15 protein-coding genes are annotated in these 12,956 nt (G+C 64.5%); 8 read left to right on the top strand and 7 right to left on the bottom strand.

The features are described from left to right. Window positions 1-9: 9 nt before the first annotated feature. From nth to P5205_15270, 3 genes are all read left to right on the top strand, one after another. Complete coding sequence (gene nth / locus P5205_15280) at window positions 10-672, top strand: endonuclease III (protein HSA11726.1); 663 nt, start codon at window positions 10-12, stop codon at window positions 670-672. Window positions 673-684: 12 nt separating this feature from the next. Next, a complete protein-coding gene (locus tag P5205_15275) occupies window positions 685-1,374 on the top strand; it encodes a lipoate--protein ligase family protein (GenBank protein ID HSA11725.1) in 690 nt (229 codons plus the stop codon). A 74-nt stretch (window positions 1,375-1,448) separates the two neighbouring features. After that, the gene (locus P5205_15270) at window positions 1,449-2,126 is read left to right on the top strand and encodes an HAD family hydrolase (GenBank protein HSA11724.1); all 678 of its coding nucleotides are present in this window, start codon (window positions 1,449-1,451) and stop codon (window positions 2,124-2,126) included. A gap of 5 nt (window positions 2,127-2,131) precedes the next feature. Here P5205_15270 and P5205_15265 read toward each other — a convergent pair whose 3' ends face one another. From P5205_15265 to P5205_15235, 7 genes are all read right to left on the bottom strand, one after another. Beyond that, complete coding sequence (locus P5205_15265) at window positions 2,132-2,365, bottom strand: zinc ribbon domain-containing protein (GenBank protein ID HSA11723.1); 234 nt, start codon at window positions 2,363-2,365, stop codon at window positions 2,132-2,134. Between the two features lie 126 nt (window positions 2,366-2,491). Then, complete coding sequence (locus P5205_15260; GenBank protein HSA11722.1) at window positions 2,492-3,214, bottom strand: DUF1361 domain-containing protein; 723 nt, start codon at window positions 3,212-3,214, stop codon at window positions 2,492-2,494. A 110-nt stretch (window positions 3,215-3,324) separates the two neighbouring features. Beyond that, window positions 3,325-4,731: a cell envelope integrity protein CreD gene (gene creD, locus P5205_15255; GenBank protein ID HSA11721.1), complete on the bottom strand. Its 1,407-nt coding sequence runs from the start codon at window positions 4,729-4,731 to the stop codon at window positions 3,325-3,327. 44 nt (window positions 4,732-4,775) lie between these two features. Beyond that, the gene (ispH, locus tag P5205_15250) at window positions 4,776-5,672 is read right to left on the bottom strand and encodes a 4-hydroxy-3-methylbut-2-enyl diphosphate reductase (GenBank protein HSA11720.1); all 897 of its coding nucleotides are present in this window, start codon (window positions 5,670-5,672) and stop codon (window positions 4,776-4,778) included. A gap of 61 nt (window positions 5,673-5,733) precedes the next feature. Continuing rightward, complete coding sequence (locus tag P5205_15245) at window positions 5,734-6,042, bottom strand: transcriptional regulator (protein HSA11719.1); 309 nt, start codon at window positions 6,040-6,042, stop codon at window positions 5,734-5,736. Beyond that, window positions 6,039-6,659 carry a hypothetical protein gene (locus P5205_15240; GenBank protein HSA11718.1) on the bottom strand — a complete coding sequence of 207 codons (621 nt, stop codon included), beginning with the start codon at window positions 6,657-6,659 and terminating at the stop codon, window positions 6,039-6,041. The genes P5205_15245 and P5205_15240 overlap by 4 nt, the downstream gene beginning before the upstream one ends. A 72-nt stretch (window positions 6,660-6,731) precedes the next feature. Then, window positions 6,732-8,012, bottom strand: coding sequence for a Gfo/Idh/MocA family oxidoreductase (locus P5205_15235; GenBank protein HSA11717.1), 1,281 nt, complete (start codon window positions 8,010-8,012; stop codon window positions 6,732-6,734). A gap of 37 nt (window positions 8,013-8,049) precedes the next feature. Between P5205_15235 and P5205_15230 the strand changes: the two genes are divergently transcribed. The 5 genes from P5205_15230 (at window position 8,050) to P5205_15210 (ending at window position 12,954) form a co-directional block, all read left to right on the top strand. Beyond that, window positions 8,050-8,901, top strand: coding sequence for a DUF554 family protein (locus P5205_15230; protein ID HSA11716.1), 852 nt, complete (start codon window positions 8,050-8,052; stop codon window positions 8,899-8,901). 188 nt (window positions 8,902-9,089) lie between these two features. Then, window positions 9,090-9,473, top strand: a complete 384-nt coding sequence (locus tag P5205_15225) for a hypothetical protein (GenBank protein HSA11715.1) — start codon at window positions 9,090-9,092, stop codon at window positions 9,471-9,473. Window positions 9,474-9,617: 144 nt separating this feature from the next. Continuing rightward, complete coding sequence (locus P5205_15220; GenBank protein ID HSA11714.1) at window positions 9,618-10,826, top strand: hypothetical protein; 1,209 nt, start codon at window positions 9,618-9,620, stop codon at window positions 10,824-10,826. A 59-nt stretch (window positions 10,827-10,885) separates the two neighbouring features. Continuing rightward, window positions 10,886-11,557, top strand: coding sequence for a response regulator transcription factor (locus P5205_15215; protein HSA11713.1), 672 nt, complete (start codon window positions 10,886-10,888; stop codon window positions 11,555-11,557). Then, window positions 11,554-12,954, top strand: coding sequence for a HAMP domain-containing sensor histidine kinase (locus P5205_15210; protein HSA11712.1), 1,401 nt, complete (start codon window positions 11,554-11,556; stop codon window positions 12,952-12,954). Before P5205_15215 ends, P5205_15210 begins: the two co-directional genes overlap by 4 nt. Window positions 12,955-12,956: the final 2 nt, after the last annotated feature.

Genomic DNA, 12,956 nt, shown 5'->3' with positions numbered 1-12,956 from the left:
AAACCAGACATGCCTCGTGAAACCAAAGACGCCAAAACGGCCAGGCTCCAGGCAATCATCGCCGGCCTGAAGCAGGCCCACCCGGACGCCCATTGCGAACTGAACCACACCTGCCCGCTGGAACTGCTGATCGCCACGATCCTTTCGGCCCAGTGCACCGACAAGCGCGTCAATCTCGTCACGGCTGGGCTGTTTACCAAGTATCGCTCCGCGGCCGATTACGCGCGCGCGCCGCAGGCCGAACTGGAACGGGACATCAAGACCACCGGCTTCTTTCGCAACAAGGCCAAAAGCATTAAGGCTTGTTGCCAGGCCCTGGTGGAAAAGCACAAGGGCCAGGTCCCGCGCACGATGGAGGAACTGACCCAACTGGGCGGCGTGGGCCGCAAGACCGCCAATGTCGTGCTCGGCAATGCCTTCAATATCAGCTGCGGCGTGGTGGTGGATACGCACGTCGCCCGGCTGTCCCAGCGGCTCGGGCTCACCAAAGAGACGGCCCCGGAGAAGATCGAGCAGGACCTCATGGCCCTGGTGCCACAGGAGCAGTGGACGATGCTGAGTCACTGGCTGATCTGGCATGGCCGCCGCCGCTGCGATGCCCGCAAACCCGACTGTGCCGCCTGTGAAATCAAGCCGCTCTGCCCGCGAATCGGCGTGCTCAGACATGCCTGACCCTCCAATGCGATGACCCGGCAGCCCTGGTACCTCCTCCAATCCGGCCCGGGCGACGCGGCCTTCAACATGGCCCTGGACGAGGCCCTGTTGCACGCCGCGCCGCGGCTGGGCCAGCCTGTGCTGCGCTTTTACGCCTGGTCCGAGCCCGCCGCGTCGTTCGGCTACTTTCAGAAACACACCCTGATCGAACGCCTGACGCCGCTGCGCCCGCTGGTGCGGCGCCCCACCGGCGGCGGCCTGGTGCCGCACGACGCGGATTGGACCTACAGCCTCATTTTCCCCCCAGTTCACGACTGGTATGGCCTCAGCGCCACCGAAAGTTACCGGCGCGTGCACGAGTGGATTCGCACCGCCTTCACCCGGCTTGACCTCGCAACCGAACTGGCGCCCGTGTGCAGCAAGAGCCTCCCCGGCCAGTGCTTCCAGGGCCACGAGCGGTTCGATTTGCTCTGCGGTGGCCGGAAGCTCGCCGGCGCGGCCCAGCGCCGCACCCGCGACGGCTTGCTAATTCAGGGATCGGTCCAGCCCCGGGGCTTCTGCTTCGCCCGATCGGATTGGGAACGAGCCATGTGCGAGGCGGTTCGCTCGGCGCCGGGCGTGCAGTGGGAGCCATACACGCCGGACGCCCGCCTCGCCGAATGCACCCTCGCGCTCGCGCGGCAGAAGTACTCCCAGGCGAGCTTTAACCGGAAACGGTAGCGAGCGGCTCCGCCGCTGACATCGGCCGGGGATGTCGTTGCCTCGAGCGGTGGAGCGGCTTATTGTCCCGGCGCATGATTCGGTTGGTTCTATTCGACATTGACGGCACGCTGATCCGCACGGGCGGCGCGGGGGTGCGGGCGTTTGCCGAGACGTTCGCCTCCGAGTTCAACACGGTGGACGGTTTCGAACGGTTGCAGTTCCCGGGCCGCACCGACACCGGCCTGGTGCGCGAATTCTTCGGATTCCACCAGATCGCGCCGACGCCGGAGAACTTCACCCGGTTCTTCCAGCGCTACGTGTTCTGCCTGGACCATATTCTGCGCGAGAGCAAGACCGCGGTCTGTCCGGGCGTGTGGGAATTCCTGCGCGAGCTGCAGGCGCTGCCGCACGCGCCGTTGCTGGGCCTGCTGACGGGCAACATCCGGCTGGGCGCCGAAATCAAACTGCGCCACTTCCAGATGTGGGACGCATTCGAGACAGGCGCGTTCGGCGACGACCACGAAGAGCGCGATCGGATTGCCGCCGTGGCGCAGCAGCGCGGCAGCCGCCTGCTCGGCACCGAACTGCGCGGAGACGAAGTGCTGGTGGTGGGAGATACCCCCAACGATATCCGGTGCGGACGGGCCATCCGCGCCAAAGTGCTGGCGGTGGCGACCGGGGGAAGCCGGCTGGAAGAGCTCGAAGCGCACCAGCCCGACTGGGCGGTGCCGGATTTGCGGGCGATCACCGCCCGGGAAGTGGCGGGTTAACGGGATCAGTGATGATGCTTGCCGCCGCCGCAGCAGCATCCGCAACCACCGCCGCCCTTGCCGTCGCACGCCGGCGCGGCGCTGGTCGGGCTGGCCACCGAGGAAGCGAAGACCGAGAGCTTCTTGGAGAGTTTAGCCGAGCCGCATTGCGGGCACTTGGTCCCCTTCCAACGTGTGGAACGTACCAGGATTTCGCTGTCTTGCTCGCAGTTAGCGCAATGAAACTCGTAAATCGGCATGAGGTTAAGGTATCCGGGCGGCGCCAGAGCTCAAGCCTGGATTTCCACCGCCAACCCGCTGTTTGACCGAGCGACAGGAGATTCGCGTCGAATAGGCCAAACCCGGGGTTCAGCGGACCAGGAATGTCAAATCGCGGCGGCCTGCTCGTTTCTCCGCGGCAGTGCCATCGCCTGCGCGGGTCGCAAATGCGTTAACGCAAAGAGCATCAAGTAGGAGAGGAACAGGAATGCGCCGAAGAGGATGGGAAAGACAAAGGAGGTGGAATTGGCCAGGGGATCGGCAACCCAGCTGCCAATGCCGTGATAGACCTGTCGTGGCTTGAACAGCACGTCCCAGCTGTTGAAGCGCATGAAGCGGCCCAGATAAATACCGAATCCGCTCAACGCCGCCACCCCGCAGATAAACAGCCAGCTCACCGCCCGGCCGAACATCCGCTCCACCACCGACTGCATCAGGTAAAGGGATAGGAAACCCAGCACCAGTCCCGTGACCGCGCAGAGCAGGATCAGCACTAGATCCACCCAGAAATGGCCGAGATGGCGGGAATTAAGGTGAATCAAATCCGTGAAGATGTAGGGCGCGTTGGGAAAGAACAACAGCCATGCGCCAGCCAGGCTCACGAAAGCCAGGTTCCACCGCGCGGCGCCTTGATAGCGCTCGCAAGCCAGCAGCGCAAAGATCAGCGGCAGCCAGGCCAGGAACAGGTTCCATGTCAGGAAGCTGTAACGCAGGTTGCCCGTTGAGGCAATTCGCGCCATCACCAGCGCCACGCAGGCGCCGGAGGCAATCAACAAAGCGAGCACCGGCATGGCGGTCTCGTGCTTTAAGGCAAGCTTTAGTATCTTCATAACGGAACGGCTGTCTTTTGACCCTGCATCCAGGCTTCCCGCTCAATGTTGCATGGCCATGCTTGATGCCGGGGTGGGAACACCGCGGTCCATTGCTCAAGGCGCTCCGCTCAGGCGCGATCCCGCGCATACCAATCAATGTTCCGCGTGAACCAGATCACCGCGCCCAGCACCGCGAATAACCCTCCCGTTCCGAGCAGCAAGGCGTAATCCTGCAATTGGAGCGCGATGTAGAGAAAGCCGTAGATGCCTGCCAGCAGGCCCGCCACGATGAACGTGCGCCCGCCGCTCTTCAGCATCTTCGCACTGTGGAAACAGATCAGCAGCGTTGTCGCTCCAGCCGACGCCAGGTACGCAAAGCCAAACGGGATAAACTCGGAGAGCGAGAGCAGCCCGAGATAAAACAGGCAGAGCGCCGCGCCCACAATGGCATATTGGAACGGGTGAATCCTGAGCGCCGCCAGCAGCTCGAACAGGAAGAACGCCGCGAAGATCAGCACGATGAACAGCACCCCGTATTTGATCGCCCGCTCGGTGTTGCGATAAGCGTCAATACCGGACAGGAAGTTCACCCCGAAGAGGGAGGATTCGATGCCGCTCGGCGTCAGACAGGGCTCGGGCGTCTGGCTGGTCCACTGCTGCGGGAAGTTGCGCCCGTAGTAGGAAACCTGCCAGGTGGCCTCAAAACCATCGCGCGTGACCTTGCGCTCGGCCGGCAGAAACGTTCCGAAGAAACTTGGATCCGGCCAGGGCGACGTCAGCTTGACGGTGGTCTGGGAGCCCAGTGGCGCGAAGCTCAAGCCCCCGCTGCCGTTAAGCGAGAGCGCAAGCCGGAAGGGAATCGGCTCCTCGCCGCCCTGCACATCGCCCACGGTGGCAAACACGCCAGATTGCACGCCGGACTGGAACCCGCCCAACCTGCCGCCCGGCAACAGGGGACAGTTCTTCTCGCCCCACTTGAGCACCAGAGTTTCCTTGACACCGCGCAGGTCCGGGATGGCAAAGGCAACCAGCGCCTCGTCCCACAACACCTCCTCGGCCTTGCTGCTGCGCAGGCGCCCAAAGTCGGGCCGCGCAAACTCGCCCGCGAACTCCAGCGTCCCGGTGTAAACCACCGCCGGGTAAATGCCGCGCCGCAGTTCCATCGGCTTGACCTCGCCCGTGACCGCCAGGTTGGTGGGCAGGAAGTAGGCGTTGGCCGTCACCAAATCCACCACCTCGACCTTCTCCACCTTGCCGCCCGCCCCCGCCTGCTCCTTCCAGGACTTGGCCTTGTAACGATACGGGACGATTAGCACGGGTCCGATCAGTTTCTGCTCGCGGCCCCAGATCGAGGTGATGTCCGCCACCGCCTCGTTGCGCCGCCCCAAGCGCTCGCGCAGCACCGAGCGCACCATGCTCAGCGGAACCAGCAGCAGCAAAATGAGCACCGCCACGCCGATCAGCTTGAAGGTCGTGGACCAGCGTTTCAGGAAGGACGATGCCTCCGCAATGACAGGGGGTTTAGTTTCGTTCATAGTCTTCTCTCCTTTGGTTCTTTGCTCAGGCTTGCGGTTCGGGCTCAAGCAGCCTGTCGGTGCTGCAACTCGCCGGCCGAGTGCGCCATTGGTTCGTGTTGGCACCTCAAGGCCAGTTCATTGAGCCATTGCTCGACCTCGTCAATCGAGGCATCCGGCGTGGAGGTGCCTGCCGTGACGCCCACCGTTTGGGCCGCGGCAAACCACTCTTCCCGCAGGTCGGCTGCCGTCTGGACATGGTGCACGCTCGCGCAGTGGCGGCTGCATGTGCGCACCAGTTCGTGCGTGTTGTTGCTGTGCGCACCGCCGATCACCACGACGACATCCGATTCCTGTGCCAGCTCGCTGGCCGAGTGTTGCCGCTGCTTGGTGGGCCGGCACACGGTGTCAACGAACCGCACCTCGGCGTCGGGAAAGCAGCGCCCCATCAGTTCCACCAGGGCATGCACCTTCTCGATCGGCTGTGTGGTCTGCGCCGCCACGCCAAACCGCGCCCGCGGCCGCAACTCATAGACCTCCCCCTCCGAAAGCACGACGTCATAGTCCGCCAGGTCCTCCGTCAGACCGCGCACCTCGACGTGGCCGCGCTGGCCGACAATGACCGGGTGATAACCCTCACCCACGAGCCGGGCCACCGCTCGGTGGGCGGCGCGAACCAGCGGGCAGGTGGCCTCCACCACGTTCAGCCCGCGCCCGCGCACCCGCCCAATGGCAGCCTCGGAAGCGCCGTGGGCGGTAATCATCACCGTCCGGGTACTAACCGCCTCTGGCCGCTGCGCAATCTGGATACCCCGGCCACGCAAGCCGGCCAGGACTGTCTCGTTGTGCACCAGGTCCCCCAGCACGGTGAGCGGCGCGGATTCAGATTGGTTCAGGGCCATAGTGATGGCGTCGCGCACGCCGAAGCACATGCCCAGGTGTTCTGCTCGGATGACTCTCATACTTCACTTTGTGTCACAAAGTATATGACCCCTCAGGTTGTGTTTCGTTCAAACTCATTTGCTATTCAGGTTTGGTTTGCTGGACGATTTGCTCCAGCAGGTTGATGTAGCGGGTGAAAGCCTTCTTGCCTGCGGCGGTCAGGGAGCACGTGGTGAGCGGGCGATTGTTCTGAAAGGACTTGGTCACGGACAGGTAGCCGGCCTCCTGGAGGGTGCGGAGATGCGTGGTGAGGTTGCCGTCGGTCATGCCCAGGGCGTCACGCAGCTCGGTGAAGGACAGCTCGGGCGAGGCGGCCAGCATGGAGAGGATGGCCAGCCGGCCCTTCTCGTGGATGACCCGATCGAGCTGGAGAAAGGGTTCCGGATTCACGTTTCATTCCTGCGGGACTCGGTGAAGTAGAGGTAGATGCCATAGGCCAAATGCAGCCCGCCGAAAAAGAAGCCCATTACAAGGTGATCCAGCACAGGGTTCGGCTCGGTCTGAAACCGTGGAATCACCAGCAACGACAAGCCGCCAAGGACCATCAGGCCCCATGCGAAGAGCCGGATGCCCCGGGACATGAAGAAGCCGGCGGCGTGCAGCGCGCTCGCATACAAGAACAGATTCGGGAAGATGAACAGCCAGCGCGTATGACCGACGTCCAGCACGACCAGCACCAGGCTGAAAACAAACCCCGCCGCCAGCGGCAGCATGGCGGCCTGGGTCACCCGCCGGGTTGGCAGGGACCAAAACGGCTCGCCGCCCTTCAACGCCTGGCGACGCACCAGGAGCGACACGCCGGTCAGGGCCGCTGCGGCGACCGCAAGCCAGTAGAGAGCAAACGCCCGCCCCGAAGTGATGCGTGCGCCGCAGCCGACGCCCGCGGCAATCACCCCCATCAACCCGGCGAAGATCATGATGGGCGCCAGCGCCCGCCGATAAAGCGCGGATCGCTCCATCAAGGTGCGAATGACCTGGAGATGTTCGGTGGCCCATTTAGATTCCATGGCAATACTTTGCGCCACAAAGCGCAAAGGTGCAAGCACTTTTTCAAGCAAGCGCTTTATCCTCGTCTCCGGCTAGAGCGCTTTGTCGTAGATCCGCTGGAGCATCTGCTTCCCTCGGGCCAGTCGGCAGGGGTCCACAATGGTGATCCCGTCCCGGCCGAAGCGCGCGGTGACCGGCGCGCCTTTGCCGGCGCGCAGGTATCTGAAGTTCAAATCGCGCACGACACGCGCCGCATGAATAATGGCTACGCTGATCCGCGCTTCCTCCGCGGTCGGATAAAAGTCGGCCACACTGGCCCGAGTCGCGCCAAAGAACTTCACCCGGCAGATCGCGGCCAATCCCACAGTGAGGCTGTCTATCCCGTAGCCGATGTAAGCCAGCGAACCATCCGTGCGCTTCACGTCGCGGGTGAAATGACTGTTGGCGGTGCGACTCCCGCCGCCCCGGCTCCACCAGCGCAAGCCGCGGTATTGCTGGTCGCTCTCGACCTTGCCGTCAGTGCCGACGATCTCGTGGCCCTGGTTGACCGGCCCCTCGAAGTCGGGCGGGGTGATCCAGTTGTTGTGGAAGCTGATGCTCATGCCGTTGGCAAAGTCAACGCGCACCTGCACGGCGTCGTAAGCGTTGATGCCGTCTCGCAGGAGCCGCTTCTTCTGGCCGACCGCGGTCAGCGAGACCGGCTTGCTCCGGTAGTAATGGTAGATCAAATCCACCCAATGGGTGCCGACGTAGCTGAACGGATCGCTCTCCTCTGCCCACTTGAACGTGCGGGTAGAGACGTGCAGCGGCTCCTCCAAATACGCCGCGCCATAAAGCGGGTCGCCGATGCGCTGCCGGATCTCCTCGCGGATGCGCATGTGGTCGGCGTCGTAGCGCTTGTGCATGTCCACGGTGACGATGCGCTGCTTCCTGCGCGCCAGCTCGATGATGCGGTCGGCCTCGGCGATGTGCAGGCACATTGGCTTCTCCGTAATGACATGCACGCCGGCCTTGAGGGCAGCCAGAATCACCTCCGCGTGCAGCGGGTCTGGCGTGGCCACGGCCAGCACATCAAGATCGGGAAACTGGCGCAGGATGTCCAACCATGGCCTCGCGCCGGCGAATGCCCTGGGCGCGTGGCCGGTCCAGCGCCGGAAATTGTCCCGGGCGCGGCGGGCAGACTTCTCTGTGCGCGCGGCCACAGCGGCCAGTTCAAACTTGATCGGCGCGAGATCCCGCGCCCATTTGTCCAATCCCACCCGGCCAAGTTGCGGGCTGATGCCGGCTCGCTGCAAGTCCGCATACGCCCGCGCATGCACGTCACCGCCGAACATGCCGGTGCCGACCAGGGCAATCTTGATTGTGTTGTCCATCGTAACGCGGGACAGGCGCCCGGCCTGTTCCCTGCTTGTGCACGCCGAATGTGTCGCGGGCGCCAGATGGGCGCAACCCATTTTAGCATGGGGCTGGCCGACGCTTCGGCGCACCGCCGGTTACAAACAATTGCGCCTTTGGTCGCTCGCCTTTACCCTGGCGCGCATGATAGGCACGGCCCTGAATGTGGCGGGAATTCTGATCGGCGGCACCGTCGGCCTGGTGCGGCGCAAACCGCTGCCGCCCCAGCGCGAGTCTTTCCTCAAGGTGGGGCTGGGAGTATTCACGGTCTTCTACGGCCTGCGGCTCACGTGGCTGAGCCTGAACGGTTCGTTGCCACAGATCCTCAAGCAGCTGTTGATCGTCGTGCTGGCGCTGATGCTGGGGAAGCTGACCGGGCGCCTGCTGCGCCTCCAGAAGTTGTCAAACCAGATCGGGCGGCGGGCGCGGGACCGCATAGCCGCGCTCAAGCCGGATGCCACCGGCCGGCTGGACGAGGGTTTCAGGACCTGCGCCGCGCTTTATTGTGCCGCCCCGCTGGCCATTCTCGGGTCGGTCCAGGATGGTCTGTCCGGCTACTACTATCCGCTGGCGGTAAAGGCGGTGATGGATAGCCTGGGAACGATGGGATTCGTGCTGCTGTTCGGGTGGGGCGTGATGCTGGCGGCGGTGCCGGTGCTGGCGTTTCAAGGCACGATTACCCTGGCCTGCCTGCACCTCCTCAGACCGTTCCTCGCAGCGCACGGCCTCGTGGATTCGGTGAACGCAGTGGGCGGCTTGCTCGTGTTTTGCGTGGCGTTGCTCATCTTCGAGCTCAAGCGGATCGAGGTGGCGGATTACCTGCCGGCCCTCATCTTCGCGCCGCTGCTGACCTGGGCGTTCAAGTGAGACCAGTGTTGCCTGCGGTTAAACCGGGGCCGGAAGCGCGACGAAAGATTTCTTCGTCCGATAATCTTGCCGTAATCTGCGTGTGCTAAGTTTGATCTTGCCGGTCAGGTGGCTGGCGCGATGCGGCGCGGTTTGGACTGGCTGCCAACGCATCTGAAACAAGAATCCAACAGTCCGGGTAACGAGCTATGAAGATAATGAATCGAATCGGGGCGGGCATGGTGGTGGGAACCGCGGCCATACTGCTGGCGTTGCCAGTTCTGGCCGAAGACAAGCAAGCTAAAGAGCAGGAAGTCAAACTCGCTGACTGTCCGGCGGCTGTGCAGCAAACCATCAAGGACAACGCCGACGGAGGCCAGATTCTCGAAGTCGAGAAGTGCGTCGCGAAGGATGGCGCGGTGGTTTATGAAGCCGAGGTGAAGAAAGCTGATGGCAAGACCGTGGACGTCCGGGTCGCCGCGGACGGCAAGCTAATCGCCATCGAGGCCGACGATGAGGACGAGGATGACGATGAGGGGGAGGACGACGATGACAAAGACGATGACGAGGGCGACGACGAGGACGAGGACTGAGAGGGCGACGGTTGGGACGGCAATCAGCGTTTTTGGCGGGTATCGCAGCATGGCGGAGGGGGCCAGGGGATTTGGGTGGGCTGCGATGCCCTCCTTGCTGATTGGGACCGTGCAGCAATCCCCCCTTGCGCATGATGAATATATATGAGGCGGTTCACGTTTGAGGTTCTGATTGCTGGCTTAGCCTTTGCCACCGGTGCGCTCCTGGTCGGCCATCAGCAGGCGGGACGCCACGCCCGCGAGTTCGAATTGCAGCGTGCCGCTTGGGAGGCCGAGAAGGCCGACCTGGAGGCCCAGGTCGAGGCGGCACGTGTCCGCAACGCACGGCTGGCAGCCGAGGCCTCGCAGCCCGACGCCGTTCCGCTGCCGGCGAGTTCCGCCGGCCTGAGCCCGCAGGAACTGCTCAAGAAGCTGGCGGCGCTCAAACCGGCGCCGGGTCCCGGCCATGGCCACGCGCTGCGGCAGGCGTTGGGGCTGTTGGAGCAGCTCAGGCAAGCCGGGCCCGCCGCGCTGCCTGCCCTGAGGGAGTTTCTAGCCTCTGGCCAGGATGTGCCCTATGAGGCGACCGGCGGCAGGGGGAGGCGCGATTTGGGGTCACTCGCCGAGGCTTTGGCGCCGCCGTCGCTGCGGCTCGGCTTGTTTGATGTGCTGCGGCAAATCGGCGGGGCGAATGCGGAAGCAATCCTGGCCGAAGCGCTGGCGAGAGCTGGGCGGGGGTTGGAGGTGGCCTATCTGGCCCGGCTTCTGGAGGAAATGGCGCCGGGCAATTACAAGGACGCCGCGCTGGCAAGGGCGCGCAGCCTCCTTGCCAGCGGGACGGCCTCGGAGCGCGAATTCCTCTTCGACATGCTGCGGCGATTCAGCGACACCGCGTATGTGGGCACCGCGCAAACGCAAGTGGTGCAATCCGACGGCAAGGTGGATCGCGGCGCGCTGCGTTACCTGCAGCAGACCCTGGGCGAACAAAGCGTCGCGCTCGCCGCCCAGCTCTATCAGGACAGCCGCCTGGCCGAGCCCGGGAGCAAGGAACCGTTGGCCCGCCTGGCGTTGACGTATGTGGGGGTCAACGATCAAGCCGCCGGTCTGTTCCACACCGCCGTGTTCGACCAGACACTGACCCCTGACCAGAAGCGCAACCTCATCGAGGATCTCAACCAGGACGGGCTGAGCAACACGCGCAGCCCCACACCCGAGGAATTGCAGATCATCACCAAGCGCTACGAGCTCACCCAGGCGTACTTGCAACAGGACTACGTGCTTAACGACAAGCTACTGAATGCGGCGTTCCGCGAAGCGGACAAAGACCTGCGCAACATGCTGCAGCGGGCCGCCGCGGCAGCCCCGGTGCGCTGAGCGGCGTGGCGGACGGCTTCTCCTTGCGCGGAGCCCGCCCGGGCGGCTTTAATTTCCAGATGCGCGTGCTGGTGGTCGAAGACTCGGTCCGTTTGCGCCAGAGTGTGAGCGCCTGGCTGCGGCGGAATGGCTTTGCTGTGGACGCCAGCGCCGATGGTGAGGAGGGGCTGTTCCTGGCGGAGACCAACGACTACGACGCGCTGGTGCTCGACATCATGCTGCCGAAGCTGGACGGCCTTGCCCTGCTGCAACGGCTCCGCAAGCAGGGCAAGCGCACGCACGTGCTGCTCCTGACCGCCCGGGACACGGTCGCCGACCGGGTGCGCGGGCTGGAACTGGGCGCGGATGATTACCTGGTCAAGCCCTTTGCGCTGGAGGAGCTGCTCGCCCGAGTCAAAGCGCTCTGCCGTCGCGCCTATGGCAGCAAGGAGACGCTGTTGCAGGTTGAGGACCTTGCAGTTGATACCGCGGCTCGGAAGGTGAGCCGCGCGGGGCGCGCCATCACGCTGCAGCCGCGCGAATATGCACTGCTCGAGTACCTGGCGCGCCGCCGCGGGCAGATCGTTACCCGCACGGAAATCGAGGAGCACATCTATGGCGGCGAGATCGAGCCGGCGAGCAACGCGGTGGACTCGGCCATTTGTTCGCTGCGACAGAAGCTGGGCGAACGGAGCTCCGCCCCGCTGATCCACACGCGGCGCGGACTAGGCTACGAACTGGCAGCGGAATGAAGAGCATTCGCCGGCAACTGACCTGGAAACTGCTGCTCAGCGTGGGCCTGCTGCTGGGGATGGGCGGCCTGGCCGTTTATCTCTGCGCGCGGGCGGCGTTGCACGGCGAGTTCGACGCAGGGCTCCGTGCCAAGGTCCAAGCGCTGGCCGCCTTGACCGAGCAACAGGGCAACCGCCCGAAGTTGGACTTTGCCGACGAGCACCTGCCAAGCTTCGAGGAGAGAGGAGCCGACTTCTTCGAGCTGTCGGACGCCGACGGTCGGACGGTGGAACGCTCGCGCTCGCTCCGCGGTGCGCCTCTGCCGTGCCGCTTCGGAACGCTGGAGAGGCCCTTGTTCTGGAACCTGACGCTGCCCGATGGTCAGAAGTGCCGCGCGACCGGCCTTAAGTTCCGTCCCCCGGATTCGGACGACGAGCCGCAGAACGGCGCGGTTCCGCAGGCGATCCTGGTTGTGGCCTCCGATCGCCGGCAGATGGATCGCACCCTGGCCACGCTGCAGGTCGTATTGGCGGGCGGGGGACTGCTTCTGCTCGCGGCCACCGCGCTGGTGGTGCCGCGTGTGCTGCGGCGGGAGCTTGGACCGCTGCAAACCCTGGCGGCGGAAGCGGCCCGAATTGACGCGGCCAGCCTGTCGGCGCGCTTCGCCGCAGAGGGGCTGCCGCGAGAACTGGCCCCCATCGCCGCGCGCCTCAACGAGCTGCTTGCCCGCTTGCAGGACTCCTTCGAGCGCGAACGGCGCTTCAGTTCGGATGTGGCACACGAGTTCCGCACCCCGGTGGCCGAGCTGCGCAGCCTAGCCGAGCTGGCCATCAAGGCGCCGGAAGCCCGGGCTGCCGATGCGGACCCGGCCATGCTGGCCATCGCTCTGCATCTGGAGTCCATACTTACGCGGCTGCTGGCCCTGGCGCGGGGTGAATGCGGGGGACTGCCCGTGCGGCGAGAAAACGTGCACCTGGCGACGTTCGTTCGGGATGCGTGCGAGCCGTTCCAGGAAAAAGCGGCGGGGCGTGGGTTGAAGTTCCGGATCGAGGCGCCAGACAACGCCCGGACGGAAACCGACCCCGTCCTCCTTCGTTCCATTCTGACAAATCTCCTGGACAACGCTGTTTCTTATACCCCGCAGAGCGGCGTGATCGAGGTGGAAGCCACCGCCGACAATGGTCGCCTCACGCTGCGCGTCGTGAACGGCACGGAGGATCTCACGGAGCGCGATCTGCCGCACCTGTTCGAGCGGTTCTGGCGCAGAGACGACGCACGGCCGACTGACGGACACACGGGTTTGGGACTCTCAATGGCGCGGGCCTTCGCCGAAGCCATAGGCTGTCAGCTCAGTGCGGCTCTGGTCGCGCCCGGACGGCTCGCAATGGTCCTGACGCAGTCCGAATCGGATGACTAAGC

Source organism: Candidatus Paceibacterota bacterium (genome assembly GCA_035452965.1).
Lineage (GTDB): Bacteria > Verrucomicrobiota > Verrucomicrobiia > Limisphaerales > UBA8199 > UBA8199.
This window is presented reverse-complemented; position numbering and strand designations above follow the sequence as displayed.

Excerpts from the sequence above, each read along its gene's own strand:
- nth (HSA11726.1), top strand. The coding sequence starts at position 10 with ATGCCTCGTGAAACCAAAGACGCCAAAACGGCCAGGCTCCAGGCAATC.
- ispH (HSA11720.1), bottom strand. The coding sequence starts at position 5,672 with ATGAGAGTCATCCGAGCAGAACACCTGGGCATGTGCTTCGGCGTGCGC.
- P5205_15265 (HSA11723.1), bottom strand. The coding sequence starts at position 2,365 with ATGCCGATTTACGAGTTTCATTGCGCTAACTGCGAGCAAGACAGCGAA.
- P5205_15220 (HSA11714.1), top strand. The coding sequence starts at position 9,618 with ATGAGGCGGTTCACGTTTGAGGTTCTGATTGCTGGCTTAGCCTTTGCC.
- P5205_15275 (HSA11725.1), top strand. The coding sequence starts at position 685 with ATGACCCGGCAGCCCTGGTACCTCCTCCAATCCGGCCCGGGCGACGCG.
- P5205_15270 (HSA11724.1), top strand. The coding sequence starts at position 1,449 with ATGATTCGGTTGGTTCTATTCGACATTGACGGCACGCTGATCCGCACG.
- P5205_15260 (HSA11722.1), bottom strand. The coding sequence starts at position 3,214 with ATGAAGATACTAAAGCTTGCCTTAAAGCACGAGACCGCCATGCCGGTG.
- P5205_15225 (HSA11715.1), top strand. The coding sequence starts at position 9,090 with ATGAAGATAATGAATCGAATCGGGGCGGGCATGGTGGTGGGAACCGCG.
- P5205_15235 (HSA11717.1), bottom strand. The coding sequence starts at position 8,012 with ATGGACAACACAATCAAGATTGCCCTGGTCGGCACCGGCATGTTCGGC.
- P5205_15240 (HSA11718.1), bottom strand. The coding sequence starts at position 6,659 with ATGGAATCTAAATGGGCCACCGAACATCTCCAGGTCATTCGCACCTTG.
- P5205_15210 (HSA11712.1), top strand. The coding sequence starts at position 11,554 with ATGAAGAGCATTCGCCGGCAACTGACCTGGAAACTGCTGCTCAGCGTG.
- P5205_15215 (HSA11713.1), top strand. The coding sequence starts at position 10,886 with ATGCGCGTGCTGGTGGTCGAAGACTCGGTCCGTTTGCGCCAGAGTGTG.
- creD (HSA11721.1), bottom strand. The coding sequence starts at position 4,731 with ATGAACGAAACTAAACCCCCTGTCATTGCGGAGGCATCGTCCTTCCTG.